The sequence below is a fragment of the Cyclobacterium xiamenense genome (assembly GCF_900109255.1).
Classification (GTDB): domain Bacteria; phylum Bacteroidota; class Bacteroidia; order Cytophagales; family Cyclobacteriaceae; genus Cyclobacterium; species Cyclobacterium xiamenense.
In genome coordinates this window covers 44602-62101 of record NZ_FNZH01000002.1, presented here as the reverse complement: position 1 = coordinate 62101, position 17500 = coordinate 44602, and the positions used below count along the sequence as shown (strand labels likewise).

General features: G+C 41.0%; 11 protein-coding genes. 8 read left to right on the top strand and 3 right to left on the bottom strand.

The window, feature by feature from the left end; all coding sequences use genetic code 11:
• Position 1 precedes the first annotated feature (1 nt).
• The 8 genes from BMW71_RS05015 to BMW71_RS04980 all read left to right on the top strand — a co-directional run bounded on the left by BMW71_RS05015 (position 2) and on the right by BMW71_RS04980 (position 13911).
• Positions 2-2317, top strand: coding sequence for a PIN domain-containing protein (locus tag BMW71_RS05015; RefSeq protein ID WP_092170455.1), 2316 nt, complete (start codon positions 2-4; stop codon positions 2315-2317).
• A gap of 9 nt (positions 2318-2326) precedes the next feature.
• Positions 2327-2590 carry a hypothetical protein gene (locus BMW71_RS05010; protein ID WP_092170453.1) on the top strand — a complete coding sequence of 88 codons (264 nt, stop codon included), beginning with the start codon at positions 2327-2329 and terminating at the stop codon, positions 2588-2590.
• A 32-nt stretch (positions 2591-2622) separates the two neighbouring features.
• Positions 2623-5073 (top strand): hypothetical protein, encoded by a 2451-nt coding sequence (locus BMW71_RS05005; protein ID WP_092170450.1) that lies wholly within the window; start codon positions 2623-2625, stop codon positions 5071-5073.
• On the top strand, positions 5066-8695 hold the full coding sequence (locus BMW71_RS05000) for a helicase-related protein (protein ID WP_092170448.1): 3630 nt from the start codon (positions 5066-5068) through the stop codon (positions 8693-8695). The genes BMW71_RS05005 and BMW71_RS05000 overlap by 8 nt, the downstream gene beginning before the upstream one ends.
• The gene (gene drmB, locus BMW71_RS04995; RefSeq protein WP_092170445.1) at positions 8695-10629 is read left to right on the top strand and encodes a DUF1998 domain-containing protein; all 1935 of its coding nucleotides are present in this window, start codon (positions 8695-8697) and stop codon (positions 10627-10629) included. Before BMW71_RS05000 ends, drmB begins: the two co-directional genes overlap by 1 nt.
• A 590-nt stretch (positions 10630-11219) precedes the next feature.
• Positions 11220-11957, top strand: a complete 738-nt coding sequence (locus BMW71_RS04990) for a (Fe-S)-binding protein (protein ID WP_092170442.1) — start codon at positions 11220-11222, stop codon at positions 11955-11957.
• 3 nt (positions 11958-11960) lie between these two features.
• Positions 11961-13343 (top strand): lactate utilization protein B, encoded by a 1383-nt coding sequence (locus BMW71_RS04985; RefSeq protein WP_092170440.1) that lies wholly within the window; start codon positions 11961-11963, stop codon positions 13341-13343.
• Positions 13333-13911, top strand: coding sequence for a LutC/YkgG family protein (locus BMW71_RS04980; RefSeq protein ID WP_092170437.1), 579 nt, complete (start codon positions 13333-13335; stop codon positions 13909-13911). Before BMW71_RS04985 ends, BMW71_RS04980 begins: the two co-directional genes overlap by 11 nt.
• Here BMW71_RS04980 and BMW71_RS04975 read toward each other — a convergent pair.
• The 3 genes from BMW71_RS04975 to BMW71_RS04965 form a co-directional block, all read right to left on the bottom strand.
• On the bottom strand, positions 13908-14864 hold the full coding sequence (locus tag BMW71_RS04975; RefSeq protein ID WP_092170435.1) for a TIM barrel protein: 957 nt from the start codon (positions 14862-14864) through the stop codon (positions 13908-13910). The genes BMW71_RS04980 and BMW71_RS04975 overlap by 4 nt on opposite strands.
• A 96-nt stretch (positions 14865-14960) precedes the next feature.
• The gene (locus BMW71_RS04970) at positions 14961-15533 is read right to left on the bottom strand and encodes a pyridoxamine 5'-phosphate oxidase family protein (protein WP_092170432.1); all 573 of its coding nucleotides are present in this window, start codon (positions 15531-15533) and stop codon (positions 14961-14963) included.
• An 11-nt stretch (positions 15534-15544) separates the two neighbouring features.
• On the bottom strand, positions 15545-17482 hold the full coding sequence (locus tag BMW71_RS04965) for a heavy metal translocating P-type ATPase (protein ID WP_092170429.1): 1938 nt from the start codon (positions 17480-17482) through the stop codon (positions 15545-15547).
• Between the last annotated feature and the right edge of the window lie 18 nt (positions 17483-17500).

The window sequence follows — 17500 nt, the reverse complement described above, 5'->3', positions numbered from 1 at the left end:
CATGGTAACTAAGCAGCATCAAATTCAATTTTATAAAGAAGAACTCATGGAACTTGAGTTTTCAGTCAAGAGTATTTTCAATGCGACTGGTATTTCTTTGTTTCAAAATGGCTCTATTTATGTTGGACAATATCGCGGCATAGATACCTTAAGAGGTAATGCTTTTGTTGACATACCTTCAGGTGAAAAATACCATGCACCCAGACTTGACCAGAGACTTACTTGCTTTACCTTAAAACGAGGTTATGAAAAACCGAACAGTTGGGCTAACCAAACTTATTCAGACCTTCTGAAAGACCGGAATAGATCGGAAACTAAAATTGTTGATTATATCCCTTCCAAAAGGAATGGTTGGATCACCATGCTAATTCGCGATTTGGAGGCAGATTTTATTGAGAACTTAGAATACAATCAATTAATTGCATTTGGACCCACAATACCACCTTTCGAGTATCTGAAGAATTTAATGGATTTTAGCACTAGCTTAAATGTGAACGGTAGTGAAATATGGGAAAACCTATTAAACTTTAAATACTCCTTAATTTCTGTAACAAATCCTAACCTTCTAACAGAGGACATAGATATAGCTGGTGCAATAATAGATGACGTTGAAAAAAACAACGTTTATGTTTTTCAAGGACCTCCAGGTACAGGAAAGACCCACCAAGTTGCGGATATTGCATCACGATTAGTGCTGGATAACAAGTCAGTTTTGATTACAGCATTAACTAATAAGGCTGCTGTTGAAGCTTGTGAAAAGCCTTTCTTTAATAAGCTTTTCAATGAAGGTCGAGTCTCTAAGCTTCCTTTGTCAATCGATGAAAAAAAGAAGTTTCCTCAGCTGTTATCTACAAAGGATTTGATTCCGGTAAAAGGCCACTTGAAATTATCAACGTATTATCAGTTCTCGAGTATTTGGCTTGAACAAAATGAGACTTATGACTATATCATTGTAGAAGAGGCTTCACAAGCCTACTTAACTACAATAGCTGCGGCATGCAAAGTTGGTAAGAAAGTAATAGTTGTTGGTGACCCAAGGCAAATTGTGCCATTCGTAAACAATAAAAATCACAAAGTTTTTCCAAATATTGACCATCTTATTCATGGAATGAATACGCTCAGTCAAATTCGTGAGTTTTCTTTTAATCGCAAAATTGAGACGCGGAGACTAACAAAGCGCTCCACTGATTTCACAAATAGTTTTTACGACAACACTATTCAATCCAAATCTTTATTTGAAACAATTGACTCTGATATTTCAAAAACTAATTCACTCAGTTCAATAATTCACAGCGAAGGTGGTCCGAGCCTGATACAATTCGATTCTAAGGCACAAGATGTCTTGCAACAAATGATTCGTTTTTTAGTACAAAGTGTTGATGAACTGCTTACTATTAAGGGCAACTCAATTGCAGTCTTGACCCCTTACATAGAAACGCTTACTTATTTGCAACAAAACCTAAAGTCCAAAACAAGTTCTCGAAATTATTCGATTGAATCAGTTGACAGGGTGCAAGGTTTAGACGTTGATTATTGTTTCTACGTGATACCTAGACCAAGTTCGTTTTCTTTCAATCTCAACCGATTTAATGTTGCTACGAGCAGAGCTAAAAAAGCAACTTTTATCCTAGTTAGAGACGACTACTACAAGCAGGTCAATTTACCTGCAGAAGTTGAATTCTACATGACGAAGCTAGAAGATAGTTTGTCATTTGAGTATGACAATATCTCAGGTCTATGCAGAATTAAAAATTCGAATACTAATAATTCAAAAGATGAAGAAAAAATAAAGGTTAATACCGATAATGATCAAATGGCTTCTAAGCCCCAACTTGGTTTAAAGGTTGTTGGCCATATTGATGTCAGTAAGTTTGAGCGCCCCAAAAAAGAACTTAAACCCAATAAGAAGAACATCTATATCATTGATACCAACGTTTTTGTTGATTACCCTGAAATTATTTCAATAATAGATAAAAAATATTCCATCGTATTGTCTGCTAAAGTCTTAGATGAATTGGATAAGCTCAAGTCCACTCTAGACAATGAAGGCCAGCAAAAGGTGCAAAAAGCCTTAAAATCAATTAACCTCAATATTGATAGTCGAGATATATCAATGGAAATAGCAGATACTAGCTTATTACCAGCTGATTTCAACAAACGTTCCCCTGATAATATGATCTTATCAGTGGCTTTGAATTTTCAGAATGAAAATCCAATTATCCTCACTTCAGATAATGGTTTACAGATTAAAGCAAAAGGGCTCTCGATAACTACGATTTCATTGAAGGAATTTCTCAAACAACAAAAAAGACGATAATCATAGTAAATGGAAAAGCCTTCCCTTATCAGCCACACACATTGCCAAGCCGCTCAACGCCCAAGCGCAATCCAAAGCTTGTCAATAAGTGTGGCTGAGCAAACGCCCGGAAAGAAAAAGAAAAGTACGACCGCACAACATTGTATAAAAGCAATAGCGGGTGAAGTGGTAAAATCAAGGTCTGTGCATTTAATAAACTTTGGTGGTGGCGGACAGGTAATCGCTTTGAAATTCGCTACTGCTCTTATACTTGACCGTTATGCAACACCCTAAAAGAACACCACGGATAAAATAAATGGCATTTAATGAAATTACAAATCCAAAATTACCTCAGCCAAATATACTCCGAAATACAGGAATGCTACTCGGACGAAATCAATCTGCAAGGGGAGGATTTTAAAAAGTATAGCATATTTGACTTTGTAAACTTTCACTTGATTTACCAATATTTTCTAAACGACAAGCCTGATAAAAGGGATTTTTTAATTTGCATACCCGAAGACGAGTACAGGGAAAACTTTTTCACTTCAATTTTTCACTCAATAGTCTTAATCAAACTTTATCAAAATTATTTTAACTACAAGAAAATTTTTCCAATTCTGAATCAAGGAGATTTGGTCTATGGAAAATTTAATAAACAACATAGAATTTTAACGATTAGAAGTGCTTATCAAGGAAAAGTTTTGGCAAACTACAAATTCCCCAAAAGAAATGAATTTGGAATAAGTGATTTTTCTCTTAAAAAACATGACTTTACAAAAGTAAATCCAAATGTAGTTGATAATAAAAATACCGCAAAAAACATAGATTCATACCGTGATTTTTTAACAACTATATTTAGTGAAGATTTCCCATTTATCACAGACTTCAAGAACAGAACGTTGGTAATTGCCGAAAAGAAGTTTTTCAAAGAAAGTAAATTTTTGCCAATTAGATACACAAATAAAAACGGGAAAATCAGCAATGATTTACCATTTTTCAGCTACTTGGTGGAATGTTGCAATGACTTCGATTCTGCACAAAACTTTCTACTAAATCAAGACGAAACGTTTGACGAGGTAATAATTATTGGAGATTCCAAGTATCGTGATGATTTTGACTTCATTCTGCAAGAAAAATATCGAGACAAGTACAAAAACATCATCATTATTGGCACAGAAAAGCCAAGTTCTGAAAATCAATTTTTAGAATGGTGGTGGTCTAATGACGAAGTAAAAATTGCCAATAATGAATTGCCAAATAACACGCAAAAAGTTTGTTTGCAAAATGACATTCTTTATTCTCTATTCATAGAATTAAAGGAGGAAATTCAAAGAATAAAAGATAAAAGCAAGGTAAACCTTGCCTACACTTTGAAGTACACGAATTTTTTCATTAGGATGATTTTGGTAAACACCAATTTGTCAAAAGGAATTTATCAAGAGTATTTAGACCGCCTAAATCAATATTTTCAAAGCGAAGCCTTTGCAGAAGAATTAAATAACCTCTTTTACGAAAAAGACATTTACAATCCCGATACAATCAAGGGTTACACAGACCGGATTTTTAATTTGTTTTCAAAAATTTCAAGCTCATTGGAAAGCGAAAATTTGAAATGGAATTACATCAAGCAAAAAGCAAAGGAAATCACTCCTAAACCTATTTATTTGGTCGTAGAAAAGAAAAACTTTGATTCAGTTTCTGTTCAATTAAAAAACGAAAAAATTAGCAACATTCAACTGATAAGTGACAAAAGAATTGACGGTTCAAAATTCTATTTGGACAAGTGGTTAAATTACAACATAAATTCTCAAAACAAACTGGTAATTGTTCCCTATTTAAACAATATGGAATTGTACACAAAAACCAAGGCGATAAAAGGAGATTGCGAGGTTCTTTGCTATGAGAATTTAGATGAAATATCATTTGACAATGTTGAACAAGCCTATCAAAATCAAGAAAAGGCGAATCTAAATCATAAAGACCGATTAGAATTTTTCAAAACTAATTTCACTCATTCCTCAGAAGTTAAGAAAAGGGATTTAGATGATATTTTTTCATTTGATTTCAACAATGAAAGCTTCAAAAGTAATCCCTATGAAGCTCTTGATTTGCCGAAAGAAAATGCTGTTTATGAAATTCATTTTAGTGACGGAACCATAGACAAATTTGATTCGTCAAAAGGTGTTTTCCTAATTGAAAATGGCGAACAAATAAAAACAACTATTGGAGAACTGTACTGTAACGCAACTATTCGATTTTATCAAAACAATAGCAAAGATGATTTTAGAAAAATCCTAAAAATCTTTGACACAGACAATTTATTGGATTCGTTTGACAAGTATTCCGACAGTTGGAAACAGACATTAAAAGATTTGTCTTTACAATTTGGTAGTACAGAAAAACTTTACGACTCCCTTTTCCAAACCTACAAAATCCATTACAACACATTCCGAAATTACATAGATACTGATTGTGTAACACGGTTTCCAAGGGTAAAAACAATGGAGGTTATCCGTGATTTCTGTTTGAAGAATAATCGTGCAGATGAACTGATTGTAACTGAATTTGACAAGTTCAAGATGTATTCTAAAAAAGACCATTCCATAAGGCAACAAGCAGGAAAAATTTTAGGCAATGATTTATTGGACTATATCGCTTCAAACAAAGAAGAAAAAAGCGATTCTTTAGAAAAATTGCCTAACGACATTTTAGAAAAGCTGACAGCGACAATACAAGAGAAGACCATAATTAAAAAAACTTTGGTAGATGAGTAACTACGTAAACGAACCAAGATTGATATTTCGTGATACCATTCAAAACAACTTGATAGGTCCAGGTTCTGATGTTTTTGTATCCGATTCTGAAAACGAAATCATTTCTGATTATCCTTTAAGCAGGTATTATTCAGGAATTTTATTCCCCGAACGTGATATTGATGAACCCAAAAAGGACAGTATTGGAGAAAATGCTGATGCTAATGCAAATGCTGAAACAGAAGATGATAATAAAGACGTTCCACCACCGCCAGAAGATAATTCAATAGAAGATGGAAATGATGATGATTATAACAATACTGCTAAACCTCCAAAATCAGAAGATGAAAAAGAATATTCAGAAGCTAATCAATATTTCCCGACAAATTTCGGTTTGACCTTTTGCGTTCCGAAAGATGCAAAAACTTTGACTGTAACTTTCAATTATGCAAAGTACATTCAAATAAGCCCAACAGATTCAACAATAGAAATTTCAGAAGAAGATTTTAAAAAGTTCACCGAGAACCCATACAACTCAATCAGCAAATATTTCAGCTATGAAAACGGGTTAATGTTTTTAAACAAAGAAGAATTTACTAAGGGCAGTTTATCCGTTCGCAATTATAGAAGCAGATTTAAGGAAAACGAACAACAACAAGAATTGATTGATAGTATTGGCTACAAAAAAGGTGAATTAATATTAGGAAAACGTCTTTGGAAAAGAGTCAAAAGAGAGCCAATAATACGTGAGTTAAATCTAAAGGAAATAGACGCTGATGAATCAAAGGAATATCCGTTAGACCAAAACCAAGAGGACAATTCTATTATTACTTGCTACTACAAGAAAATTTATGAAACGTCATACGGCAAATTCATAAAAATTCTATTGGCGAACAGATTGAACCACCCGAAAAATAAATTTTCATTTGGCAATGAACTTTTAAATACGAAAGCAATTTTTCAGGGCGAAATTGCCGTTTCTGGCGTTACATTTTTGCCATACAAACAAATTTCCGAAACAAATCCGTTTGACGAAGAATTAAACCTAATCAATTTTCAATACAGAAATGAAAACTCTTTTGCCATTGGACACGGTTGTGCGGTTACTTGGAATAATGACAAAAATCCAACGGAATTAAAAACCACGTTTTTACCCGAAGTTGATATTAAAAATTACAGTAACGCCTTTAAAGACACTTTCCCGCCAAATCTGAAAGATATAACCGAATTGAAGCAACTTTCAATTTGGACTGATTTCGACAAATCGACAATCATTCAAAAATTAAAGCTATTTGCAAAAGAGTATAAGAATTGGATAACTGACCAAGAAAAAACAACTGCGGAAGACAATTACAAAAAACCGTTACGCACCATTTTAGAAAAGCAAAATAAAACGTACGAAAGACTAATCAAAAACATTGAATTTCTAAATGACAACGAAACAGCTTATAAATCTTTTTTGTTGGCAAACACGGCAATGTATATTCAAATGCTAATCTCTAACAAAGATTTGTTTGGTAAAAAGGGGGTTGAACTGTTTGAAATTTACAAAAACCTCAATTACAATGATTTATACTTTTTCAAAAATCACTCGTTCAAGCCAAATTACAGACCGTTTCAATTGGCATTCTTCCTTTTGAATATTGAATCAATAATCAAAGAAGATTCAGATGATAGAAATAATGTTGTTGATTTACTTTGGTTTCCGACAGGTGGCGGAAAAACAGAAGCGTACTTGGCAATTACGGCTTTCACTATAATTAGCCGAAGAATTTTACACGGCAAAGATGCTGACGGGGTTTCCGTAATAATGCGATACACTTTGCGATTATTGACAGCCCAGCAATTTGAACGAGCAACAAAACTTATTTTGTCATTAGATTTTTTGAGAAGAAACTTTCGTTCAGGAGATGATTACTTTTTTGGCGATTATAAAGTTTCAATTGGTATGTGGGTTGGAGCATCTACTACGCCAAACTCATATTCGGACGCTCGGACAATTTTCAAAAAAGTATTTGATGAAATCACAAAACTCAATAACAAGAGAACGGGCAACTACCGCAAAGCAAATACTTTCCCAATTACCAACTGTTCTTGGTGTGGTTGCAATTTAGTTACGCAAAACAATTCGGGAAAATTTGATTTAGGTTACAGAGCAACCGACAAAACATTTTCATCCAATTGCTTAAATCCTGACTGTGCATTTAGTGTAGAATTGCCAATTTACTTTGTGGATGATAAAATTTATGATTTTCCGCCAACATTGCTTTTCGCAACGGTTGATAAATTTGCAATGCTTTCGCATCGACAAGAAGGTCATAAACTTTTCAATTCTGTATTAGAGGAAAAAAACAAAAATAAAGTACCGCCTGATTTAATTATTCAAGATGAGTTGCACTTGTTGAGTGGACCTTTGGGCTCAATCACTGGATTATACGAATCTATTGTTGAAATGCTTTCAACTAAAGGAAAAAGAAAACCTAAAATCATTACTTCAACAGCAACAACCCGAAATACGGAACAACAAGTTGCAATGCTTTACGGAAATAGAGCATTAAACATATTTCCACCAATGGGAGTAACTTATGATGACAACTTCTTTTCTTACGTTTCCTCCGAAAGCAAAAGGAAGCATATCGGTTTTATGCCAACTGGGAAAACGGCTTTAAATTCTCAAATACGAATTTTAGGGAATTTACTTTTCGCTCGTATTGAGTTATTCAAGTATTACAGAGTAAAGGAGAATTTATCGCAAGAGGAAGCAATAAGCCGAGAAAACAATTTTTGGACAATTGTTTCATTTTACAACAGTCTGCGTGATGTAGGTAAGGTTTACAATAAGGTTCCTGCAGAAATTTCAGATTTCTTAAAACTCTTGCACAATCGCTACCAATTTAATAAACAGGTATACGGCTTTAATTATTTTGGGCTTGCAGGAAGAACAAAAGAATTGACAAGTAGAATTGAAAGTAATTCTATCAAGAAACTCTTAGATGAATTGGAAATGAAGTTCAGCCTAATTGCTAAAAACGGATGGAGTTTCGTTCAAAACACAGTCGATTTGGTTTTGGCTTCCAATATGTTTTCGGTTGGTATTGATATTGAACGGTTGAATGTAATGTTGATGAATGGACAACCCAAAAATGTTGCCGAATACATTCAAGCATCAAGTCGCGTTGGAAGAAAAGACAAAGGGATTGTTATCAATTTATTGGATGCCAATCGCTCAAGAGACAAGTCGTATTTTGAAAATTACGTTCCTTTCAATAACGCTTATTACAAATTTGTAGAACCGTTAAGTGTTACGCCATTTACCGAAATTGCTTTGGATAAAGTTTTGGCGAGCTTGTTGGTTTGTTTTGTCCGTCACAAACAAGGTTTATATCTCGACAAAAGAGCCAAAGACTTCACAGGCAATTATGAGGAGCTGAAAACTTTCATTTCAGAGAGAATCAGAAAAAAAAAGCAATTGGATTATGCGTTAGCCAAATTGAAAGACTTAACTAAAAATTGGATAACGAAAGAAGGCGATTTAACCTATAAAGTTTTGATTAAAAAAATGTCCGACTTAGACGATTGGAGTTTAATGATGTCAATGCGAGAAATAGATACAAACAGCATTGTAAAAATAACACACAAATAATGGGGCAATTTGAGCAAATACAAACAAGAAAAGCCATTAGTTCGTATGGTGGTGTTGGTTCAATTATAGAAACAAGAGATGGTTCGATATTGATTGATAATTTTGATGAGTGGCCATTTTTCCAACAGATAAACGGGAGATTTGAAGAACATAATTTTGTTATTGATAAAAGATTCAAAAACCGATTAAGTAAGTATTTTCAAGAGTTAGAACACTTGATAAAAATCCCTATTAACGATTTGAAACAAGGCTTTAAGCCCGAAAATCCATTTGCTTTTTTATCAGCAAAATATTTCCCTGAGTGGTTTTATTGTAATAACTGTAACCGTTTTGATAGAATTGACAAGTGGAAACTCAATTGGGAAAATAATGTTGATTCGTACCATAAAGACAATTTTTATCCCCCGAAGTGTTACAGTTGCTACGTTAAAAACAAGGATAAAAAAAGAAAGTTTTATGATTTGGAACAAGTTCGTTTTGTCCTAACCTCGCCAAATGGAGAAATTGCCGATATACCTTGGGATAAATGGTCATTACTCAGAAACAGAAAAAAAGAAGATAAAACAGAACCAAACCAAACTCCTAGTGAAGAAGAAATTATCACACTCGCAAATATTCAAGTTCCGGATGATGTGATTTTTGAGTACAAGACATCCGATAAAATGGACGATTTGAAAGGTATTTGGATAATTGCGAAAAGAAAAAACGGAGAGCAAATAAATTTCACGACACTTTCGGGTTTGTTCAATCTAAGGGTAAAAATTCAAGATTTAATTCCAAACACGAAGGAAACAAACATTTTGTTTAAACCTGTTATTCGTTCAAGTAACAGCATTTACTACCCAAATATTTTGTCGAGTATTTTCATACCTGCCAATGATGAGCTAAATGAATTTTCAATCAACTTGGTTAAAGAAGAATACAATGACGGAAGTAATGCCCAAACAATTTCGAGAAACCTTAAACGCTATAAGAACATTGATATAGTTTCCGAAACCATTCAAAAACTGATTGATAACAATTTCAGCGAAAGGAATCTTGAGATTGCAAAAACCGAAAACGAATATCGGTTTGACGAGTATAAATTCATTACTGAAAAAGATAACGAGATAATTGAAGACAAATTGATTTTCAGTAGAATAGACAGTTCTTTATTTCAAAGTGATTTGATAAAATCCATTTTCAAAATGGATAAAATAAAAATTTCATCCGTTCAAACTTCTTACACGAGACAAGAGCCAATTGCATCAAATACAATTTTAGAAGATGAAGACCCTGAAAAAACGACAATTGAAAGTATCGTAAAAAAATTCACTTCTACTTATGGTAAAACAATAAAATATTTACCTGCGATTGAAAGTTTTGGCGAAGGTGTATTTTTTGAATTTGACAATAAAACCTTGAATGAATGGATTAAAAACAACCCCAAAATACAAGAACGGATTTCAATTTTAATCGGAAACAAACAACAGTTTGAATCGACTTTTAATGAAGACTTTGACTTAAACCCAAAATATGTTCTCATTCATACATTTTCACATTTAATCATTAAAGAATTGGAGTATTTGTGTGGTTATCCATCTACGTCAATTCAAGAACGATTGTACATTGACGAAAACCCCGAAATGAACGGAGTTTTAATTTACACAATTGCAGGTTCAGAGGGAAGTTATGGAGGAATAACGTCAATTTGTGATGACGACAGAATAGGAAAACTAATTGAATCAGCAATGATTCGAGCAATAGACTGTGCAACAGACCCGATTTGCTATCATACGCACGGACAAGGAGTTGCCAACTTGAATCTTTCCGCTTGTTTCAGTTGCACATTGTTACCCGAAACGTCTTGCGAAAACTTTAATTGCTATCTTGATAGAAGAATTTTAGTTGACAAAGATTACGGGTATTTTAAAGGCTTGATAAACAAAACATAAAAGGGCGATTGCATAACATCACCTATACGCAAGCAGGGGTTTCGTGCTTCGTAGGACAGGAAAGTGGTAAATTTAAAGTTCAGTTCTTAGTAGGAAGTTCAGTGGTTAAAATCCCTGCCTGCGTATAGCTGAATCCCGTTGTGCTTCATGCAAAAAGAGAAAACTGAACTGTGAATGATAACCGAATTGAAATAGGACAAAATCAAACTGACGGACAAAATAAGCTGAACGCCCGGTACCTCAACGCTGTCCGGCTGTCCCATTAATCAATCAAAGTCCTACCGCGAACACCTGTCAAATTTCCCAGCCATGTATCGGCCGCACCTTTCCAGGTCAAGGATTTGCATTACCTATGCAAGGTTTCGGCAGCCAAAAATCAGCACAGTGCAGGATGGTTCCTGTTCGTTGCTATTGTATTTTTAACACGGATTTACTTGTAAACGGCTTACCTACCCGGTAAACCGTCGGGTATCGGGAGGGAAAAGTTATGTAGATAATACTGGCGAATCACCTTCTGATGCGTATCTTTAGTGCACGGCGCCAACAAAGGCCGCCGGATTTTGTTAGGAATCCAAAAACGCCTCCCTGGAATGAAAGTCGGATTATTTATACCGTGTTACGTTGAGCAATTTTACCCAAAAGTGGCCATCGCCACCCTTGAGCTTTTGGAAAAGGCGGGTGTGGAGGTAGCCTACCCCCTAAAACAGACCTGCTGCGGACAGCCCATGGCCAACTCGGGCTACGAGGAGTTTGGGCAGGGAGCTTCGGATTTGTTTCGGGAGAATTTTGCCGGATACGATTACGTGGTTTGCCCCTCCGGGAGCTGTACCCTGCATGCCAAGGAGCACATTCTTTCCGGGCAAAACGGCGAACCGAAAATTTACGAATTGTGTGAATTTCTGACCGATGTGCTCCAAATCAAGGAGTTGAATTCCCGCTTTCCTTACAAAGTGGGCTTGCACGCCAGCTGCCATGGACTTCGGGGTCTTGGATTGGCAAGGCCATCGGAATTGATGGTGCCCGATTTCAACAAACCCCTGCAGTTGCTCGAAATGGTCCAGGACATCGACTTGGTCCACCTGGCCAGAAAAGACGAGTGCTGTGGATTTGGCGGCACCTTCGCGGTTTTCGAGGAGGCCATTTCCGTACAGATGGGAAAAGACCGCATTCAGGACCATCAGGAACAGGGAGTGGCGGTGATTACCGGTGCGGACATGTCCTGCCTGATGCACCTGGAAGGCCTGCTACGAAGGGACAAAAGCCCAATAAAAGTGATGCACATCGCAGAAATTTTGAACGGGCAGGAGCCCGAGCTAAAAAATCAATAGACCATGAAACCAGCCCCAACGCACGCAGCGGCAGCTGAAGAATTCCTGAAAGATTCCGAGCGTAGCCATTGGCACGACGAAACCCTCTGGCATGTTCGCAGTAAACGGGATGTTTCGGCCCAGAAAATCCCGGAGTGGGAACAGCTCCGTACCCTTGCTTCCCAGATAAAAGACCACGTGCTTTCCAATCTGGATACCTTGCTGCTTCAATTTGAAAAGAATGCAACCGCCAATGGCATAGAAGTGCTGTGGGCCAAAGACGCTCAGGAACACAACGAACACGTACTCCGTATTCTGGAGGATAACCAGGTGAAGCAATTGGTAAAAAGCAAATCCATCCTAACGGAGGAATGCGGTTTGAACCATTTTTTGGAGGACAAAGGCTACGACGTGGTCGACACGGACCTGGGCGAGCGGATCATTCAGTTTAACAAACAGGTGCCCAGCCATATTGTGATGCCGGCCATTCACCTGAAGAAAAAGGAGATCGGTGCTATTTTTCACAAGCACCTGGGTACCGAGGAGGGGGCAGATGACCCCCAATACCTGACGGAAGCCGCCCGGCAACACCTGCGGCAAAAGTTCATTCAGGCGCATGCAGCCATCACCGGGGTGAATTTTGGCATCGCGGAGACGGGTGGCTTTGTGGTCTGCACGAACGAAGGCAATGCCGACATGGGTACCCACCTGGCCGATATTCACATCGCCTGCATGGGCATCGAGAAGTTGGTGCCCAGGGCGGCTGATTTGGGGATTTTCCTCCGGCTATTGGCCCGTAGCGCCACCGGACAAAGCATTACCAATTACAATTCGCATTTTCACCGGCCCAGAAACGGTAAAAAAATGTACCTGATCCTGGTAGATAACGGCAGAACCAAGCAGTTGGGCAGAGAGGATTTTCGAAATTCCCTCAAATGCATCCGCTGCGGGGCCTGCATGAATACCTGCCCCATTTACCGCAGGAGTAGCGGATTCAGCTACAATTCCACCGTTCCGGGTCCGATTGGTTCCATTCTCTCGCCCGGAATGGATCTGAGCAAACACAGTACGCTGCCCTTTGCATCCACCCTTTGTGGCTCTTGTTCGGACGTGTGCCCGGTAAAAATAAACATTCACGAACAGCTGTATAAATGGCGGCAAGTGATTACCAAAGAGGGACCTCCGCAGGCTTCCAAAAAATGGGCCATGCGTTTTGGTGGGCAGGTGATGTCCAAACCCAGGCTGTTTGACCTGATGGGTAAAATGGCCCGAAAGTCGCTTTCCATCAGTCCCCGGGGATTTGTGTACAACAGCTTCAATGCCTGGGGAAAGCACCGCGAACTTCCGGAAGTCCCCAAAGAAAGTTTCAAGGACTGGTACCGAAAAAACCGCAACGATGACAAGTAAAGAAAGCATCCTGGCAGCGATCCAGGCCAATAAACCGGACCTGCTGCCCTTGCCGGAACAGCCGGAGTTTCCTTACGAAAGCAACTTGCCCGAACAGTACCAGAAAGGTCTGGCTTCGAATGGGGGAAAAGCCCGAGTGGTGGAGAGTCTCAGCGAGGTTCGGGACTACGTTCAGGAGCACTTCCGAAACAGTCAGATGATCGTTTCCCTGTGCGATGCCGTTCCCGGAAATTTTAACGTCGACATGGCAGATGATCCGCATGAGCTCGAACACGTAGAGTTAGCCATTCTGGAAGGAGACTGGGGAGTGGCGGAAAACGGAGCCATCTGGCTTCCCGAAGAAAAGCTGCACCACCGGGCCTTGCCTTTTATTGCGCAGCACTTGATCGTGTTGCTGAAAAAAGACCGGCTGCTGGGGAACATGCACGAAGTATACGCACGGATAAACGTACAAGAGCCCGGCTACGGGGTATTCATAGCCGGGCCCTCCAAAACGGCCGATATCGAGCAATCGTTGGTCATTGGGGCGCATGGCCCCCGTAGCATGACCGTTTTTTTAGTGGATTAAGCCGAGAACGATCCCTGAAGTGCCGCTTCGGTGGCCTCCAGTTGCTCCCTTACTTCTACGATGCTTTCCCATTCCCTGCCGGGCTCCCCGTATTCGATCCCACAATAGGAGCGGTATCCCGCCTTGAGAACAATGCGCATCATCTTTTCGTAATCCAGTGGATACTGATTGCCTTTGTTGTCCCAAACGGTGGTTTTCACACTGACTCCCTGTGCATAGGGCATCAACTCTTTTACGCCCTTGTACGAATCGTAAGATATCGGCTGCGCGCCCACATTGCGGCTGATTTGGAAATTGCCAAAATCCGGTAGCGTGCCTGCGCGGGGATGATCGGCGGCTTTCATCACCCCGGAAAGCCACTTGCCGTTGCTGGAAAAACCTCCGTGGTTTTCGATGGTCACACCGATATCCATGGTGTCGGCAAATTCGCAGAGCTGGTGCAGCCCATCAGCTACCAGCTTCATGGATTCCTTAAAAGCCTGCCGATCGGAACTGTAGTCGACGGAGGAATAGCCGTTTACGCGGATGGCGTGGCAACCCAGAAATTTTGCGGCTTCCACCCATTTTTTGTGATTCTCCACGGTGGTAGCCCGTTCGGCGGCATCTGCGGCACCGAGTTGTCCTTCCCGATCACACATGATCAATACCGAGGTTACCCCCTCTCCATCTGCGCGGGTTTTCATGTCGCGTAGGTAAGCCTGGTCCTGGGCTTTGTCCATAAAAAACTGGTTGACGTATTCCACCGCATGAATGCCGTGTTTTTTCGCCAACAGTGGAAAATCCAGGTGGTCCATTTCCTCGGAAAACAGCAGTTTATTGACCGACCATTCGGCCAGGGATATTTTGTACAATTCTGCACGAGACGGCCGGGAGAAAGCCTCGGACCCCATTCCCAAACCAAGCAAGGCTGAGGCCATGCCGGTTTTCTTGATAAAATCTCTTCTGGTATGCATGCGTTTTGAATAAAGGTTATTGCCTGAATGTAAAGACAGTCAAGATAGCGCTTTTATTTTTTATCAGCAATGCACGTGCAGAGGAACGGTAGTGGACTAGGGCGCCAGCCAATTTCCGGACCAGTCGTTTTCTTGTTTTCTGAAAATGGCGCGAAGGTGCCGCAGCCCGTTTAGTTGCAGGCATTCGATGGTCTCTGCCTGAATGGCAATTACCGTAAAATAGCTCGAATCCGTGGCTTCCTCCCAGGCGTACGCAGCAGCTGGATTTTCGATAGGGGTGCCGGGAGGAAGGCTGGACTGGTAGGCCTTTTGGGCTTCTCCCTGCACGTTTGCCCAATGGCTTTTGCTTACCGAATCCTGTTGATGAATGGTGGCCCTGCCCTGGATTTTGACCTGGCATCGCTTTTGGGGATGATAAAAAAGCAGGGTGCAGGCGGGTTGCTGTGCCAGCTGAAAGACTTTCTGGCTCCGGCTGTCCGTGTAGATATAGCAGCAACCGTCGCCCTCCGTCTTTCGCAGTACCACATAGCGGGCATCCGGGCGGTTTTCAAAGGAGCTGCTTAGCATTACAAAGCGAAAGGGGTGATTTTTATCAAGCGCAGCCCGCTGCAGTTCCTTTTTGACGGTGTTCCAAACGGCGTCCAATGAGTCGGTTTCGTAAAAAAGCATTTTTTCTCGGTTTACGTATACATCTTGGTGATTCGGATGGCATTGAGTATGGCCAACAAGGCTACGCCCACATCGGCGAAAACGGCCTCCCACATGCCTGCCAGCCCGGCTGCTCCCAATGCCAATACCAGGAACTTTACACTGAAAGCCATACCAATGTTTTGCCAGACAATTTTTTTCGTTGTTTTTCCGATGCGGATGGCCAGGGCGACCCGGGAGGGATGATCGGTCTGAATCACCACATCGGCGGTTTCGATAGCCAGATCACTCCCCAAACCGCCCATAGCAATGCCGATATCGGCCACCGCCAGGGCAGGTGCGTCGTTGATTCCGTCCCCCACAAAAGCCAGTACCCGGCCGGGTTTCTTCTTTGCATTTTCCAGCCAGGAGCTTTTTTCCTCCGGCAGCAGGCCGCCAATGGCCTGGCTGGCCCCCAATTCTTTGCCCAGTGCCTGCACGATTTCCTGCCGGTCACCGGATAGGATTCCCGTTTCAGAAATTCCCAATTTCTGTAATTCGCTGAAAGCCTTTTGCGCATCGGGTTTCAGTTCGTCTGCGAGTGCAAAATACCCGCAGTAGTTTCCCTCCACGGCTACATGCACCAGGGTTCTATCGGAGGGAGACGCAGCAGGTAGGTTTTGGACCTGCATCCGTTCCAGCAGGGCGCGGTTACCCACAAGTACCGCTTTGTGGCTAACGGTTCCGGAAAGTCCCTGTCCGGCATGTTCTTGGAGAGCGGATACTGTTTCGGGAGCTTTACCCACCTGCCGGACCAATGCCGCCGCGATGGGGTGGTTGGATTTGGATTCGAGGCTGATTGCCAGCATTTTCCAATCCGGGTCGGCCGTTGCCACTGATTCCTCTCCTTGTACGGAAAATACCCCTTTTGTCAAGGTACCGGTCTTATCAAAAATCACGGTCGTGACCCGCGTTATTTGATCCAGGTAACTGGACCCCTTGAAGAGGATTCCTTTTCTGGATGCTGCCCCGATTCCGCCAAAATAGCCCAGCGGTATGGAAATCACCAGGGCGCAAGGGCAGGAGATGACCAGAAAGACCAGGGCCCGGTAGAGCCATTCACTGAATTCGTACCTGGCAACAAAAAAGTAGGGGAGCAACACCAGCGCCAGGGCCAGGTAGGTGACGATGGGTGTGTACACCTTGGCAAATTTGCGTATAAATTGCTCCGTTTTTGCTTTTTTTGCCGTTGCTTCCTGGACCGTACGGATGATTTTAGACAGGGAGCTTTCCTGGAAGGAGCGGGATACCCGGATTCTGAGGAGCTGTTGAAGGTTGACCATGCCGGCCAAAACCTCCGCTCCTTCGCTAATTTGTCGGGGGACACTTTCTCCGGTGATAGCGGCGGTATTGAAATTTCCGGCGCCCTGCTGCAGGACTCCGTCCAGCGGGACGCTTTCTCCGGCCTGAATTTCGAGGATTTCTCCGACAGCTACCTTTTCCGGTTGCACCCATTCCGTCTGCCCCTCACGGATTACACGTGCCCGGCTTGGGCGGAGATCCAGCAGGGCCTGAATGTTTCCCTTTGCCTTGGTTACTGCCTGGTGTTGCAGCACTTCACCGATGGTGTAAAACAGCATGACTGTCACGGCCTCCGGGTATTCACCGATGGCAAAAGCCCCAAGGGTAGCAATTCCCATCAAAAAGAATTCGGTAAAAACCTCGCCTTTTACGACAAGCTGGCCCGCCCGTTTCAAGACCGGCCAGCCTACCAGTCCGTAGGAAAGCAGGTACAGGGGAAGCCAGGCGGAAAGAGACAGCAATTGGTAGGGGTACACGTACTCTCCGAGTACCGCCAAAAGCAGTGCGAGCAAACTAAGTATACTGCTTTTCCATGTCAGCCACCGCTGAAACCATTTCTTAGGAACGCTTTCTCTGGAATGGGTCGGTTGATCGCAGCAGGAAGCCTGGGAGGACGAAGGAGTACCCATGGTCTTTGTTTCGTTTTG